This window comes from Pseudoalteromonas sp. S554 (genome assembly GCF_005930865.1).
Lineage (GTDB): Bacteria > Pseudomonadota > Gammaproteobacteria > Enterobacterales > Alteromonadaceae > Pseudoalteromonas > Pseudoalteromonas marina.
In genome coordinates, this window is record NZ_PNDV01000145.1 from 1 (window position 1) to 2,552 (window position 2,552).

At 38.8% G+C, this 2,552-nt stretch carries 4 protein-coding genes; 2 read left to right on the forward strand and 2 right to left on the reverse strand.

Annotated elements, in window-relative coordinates; all coding sequences use genetic code 11:
• Positions 1 to 498, reverse strand: a 498-nt coding sequence (locus tag CWB65_RS19305) for an IS110 family transposase (RefSeq protein WP_138741273.1), incomplete at its 3' end; no start/stop codon positions are given.
• A gap of 330 nt (positions 499 to 828) precedes the next feature.
• Here CWB65_RS19305 and fadR point away from each other — a divergent pair.
• Complete coding sequence (fadR, locus tag CWB65_RS19310) at positions 829 to 1,542, forward strand: fatty acid metabolism transcriptional regulator FadR (RefSeq protein WP_006793939.1); 714 nt, start codon at positions 829 to 831, stop codon at positions 1,540 to 1,542.
• Between the two features lie 234 nt (positions 1,543 to 1,776).
• Positions 1,777 to 2,382: a peroxiredoxin gene (locus tag CWB65_RS19315; RefSeq protein WP_006793938.1), complete on the forward strand. Its 606-nt coding sequence runs from the start codon at positions 1,777 to 1,779 to the stop codon at positions 2,380 to 2,382.
• A gap of 67 nt (positions 2,383 to 2,449) precedes the next feature.
• Here CWB65_RS19315 and CWB65_RS19320 read toward each other — a convergent pair.
• On the reverse strand, positions 2,450 to 2,552 hold a 103-nt coding region (locus CWB65_RS19320), incomplete at its 5' end, for an IS3 family transposase (RefSeq protein ID WP_138741272.1).

Sequence of the window (2,552 nt, forward strand, 5' to 3'; positions counted from 1 at the left end):
GACGGTCTTTAAATTCCCGTTGTGTGACGGTAAAATGTACTGGCTGGCGGTAATGGCGACATCGGCTTTTATATCAGCACCGTGGCGAACAATTTTAGTTCTTCGGCGTAATAAGTCGCGCGTAGCACGCATATCTTTGTCATACACATAAGCAAGTGGAAAGTTCCCCCCACGGATGAGTTTGGCAATTTTATATGAATCTATTTTATCGTTTTTGGCTTTACAGCCATGAATCGCCTTCATATACAAAGCATGACCGAGAATAAAGTCGATAGTGTGTTCTTTACAAAAGTCAGCGACCCAATACCAACAGTGCATGCATTCTACGCCAACTACAATGTCACCGATATACGGTTTTAGTAGTTTTAATAGTGCTTCTGGGTCATCTTTAATTTTCTTGTGAACAAGTATAAGTCCTGTATTATCAATGATACAGACGTAAAGTAATCGGGCGTGTAAATCGATTCCACAATAAGAGTGATTGGGGTCAAGAGTGATTGGGGTCAAATCTTGACTTCAGACATTTAAAATCTTCAATGTGTACAATTGGCTGTTAGTTCAGCCACTAAGTTGAGTCTCGTTACTTGCAATATTTCCCCTATGTTTAGCCTAATTGTAATATGGTATTTTCAATGAATTTGTTTATTAAAAGCGATTTTTGTTCCTTTTAAATGGCCAGTCGCTCTTGCCGTTCAGTAACTCTACCTTGATGTGTATGTTCAATTTAACAATATATCTTACTTTACTTGTTAGTTGAGTTTCGTCTGGTACAATCAGTCAGTTATTCGCGTAAGCGAAACGTTGTAGATTAATTCGAGTGGGAATTGGATGAGAATTTTTAAAGCGAAAAGCCCAGCAGGATTTGCTGAAGAATACATAGTTGAGTCTATTTGGAATGGCGATTTCCCTCCAGGTTCAATTCTACCAGCTGAGAGAGAGCTCTCTGAGTTAATTGGCGTAACAAGAACCACATTACGCGAAGTGTTACAGCGTTTAGCGCGAGACGGCTGGCTAACTATTCAGCACGGCAAACCAACAAAGGTTAATAACTTTTGGGAAACGTCGGGCTTAAACATATTAGAAACGTTAGCACGTTTAGATGAAGATAAAATGCCTGAGCTGACAGATCAGCTATTGTCTGCACGAACAAATATAAGTGCTATTTATACCCGTGCTGCGATTAAGCTTAATCCTGAACGTGTAATTGAAATTTTATCATTAAGTCACGAACTTGAAGATACAGCACAAGCATTTGCTGATTATGACTATAAAGTGCATCACGAATTGGCCGTTGCAGGTAATAACCGAATTTATGTTTTAATTTTAAACGGTTTTAGAGGGTTCTATTCTAAAATTGGTTGTCATTACTTTTCAGATCCGGGTACCCGCGAGCTTGCCCGTCAGTTTTATAAAGATTTAACTGTATTAGCGCAAAATAATGAGCACGATGGTGCAATTTCGATGATGCGTAAATATGGTCATCAAACGGGTGAAATTTGGCAAAAAATTCGTGGCGATATGCCGTCGGATATAATGGACTAAATATTTTAAAAAAAACCTGCATTTGCAGGTTTTTTGTATTTGCGGTGTTTTAATTTTCTGTTCGGTATTTTCGATTGCCCGCATCGGTAAATACGATTATCTTTTTTAAAACTTTATATCTAATATACAAAAAAATTATGTGTAGGTGCTATTGGTTTTTAACTTTTAGCGCCCATATATGTACCAGCATTGCGAAAGCAATTGAAAACAAACTCAAAATATTTGGAGAATAAAATGGGTGTATTAGTAGGCCGCCAGGCACCAGACTTTACCGCTGCAGCAGTTTTAGGTAATGGTGAAATTGTAGATAGCTACAATCTACACGAAACAATTAAAGGTAAAAAAGCTGTAATCTTCTTTTACCCATTAGATTTCACTTTTGTATGTCCTTCTGAACTTATTGCATTTGATAAGCGTTTTGAAGAGTTTAAAAAGCGTGGCGTTGAAGTAATTGGTGTTTCTATCGATTCTCAGTTTTCTCATAATGCATGGCGTAACACGCCTGTAGCTGACGGCGGTATTGGTAAAGTACAATACGCACTAGTTGCAGACGTTAAACACGAAATTTGTAAAGCATACGACGTTGAACACCCTGAAGCGGGTGTTGCATTTCGTGGTTCGTTCTTAATCGACGAAGAAGGTAACGTACGTCATCAAGTAGTTAACGATTTACCTCTAGGTCGTAACATTGACGAAATGATCCGTATGGTTGATGCACTAGCGTTCCACAGTGAGAACGGTGAAGTTTGTCCTGCTGGTTGGACTGAAGGTAAAAAAGGTATGGATGCAAGCCCTGAAGGTGTTGCTAAGTTCCTTTCTGAAAACGAAGGCGAGCTATAATTTAGCCCTTTTGTTTAAATAAAAAAAACCGCCAGTTTGAAGTGACCCCAATAAGTTGGACTCATTTCTAAGCGGCAACCAAGGCCTGATTTCGATATTGTATCGGACTCAGGCCTTTTAGTTTTAGGTTAATGCGTTGGGGGTTGTAGTATGCGATGTAGTCGTTGATT

Bases quoted from the DNA above. Each gene is read 5' to 3' on its own strand.
- CWB65_RS19315 (WP_006793938.1), top strand. From the start codon at position 1,777: ATGGGTGTATTAGTAGGCCGCCAGGCACCAGACTTTACCGCTGCAGCA.
- fadR (WP_006793939.1), top strand. From the start codon at position 829: ATGAGAATTTTTAAAGCGAAAAGCCCAGCAGGATTTGCTGAAGAATAC.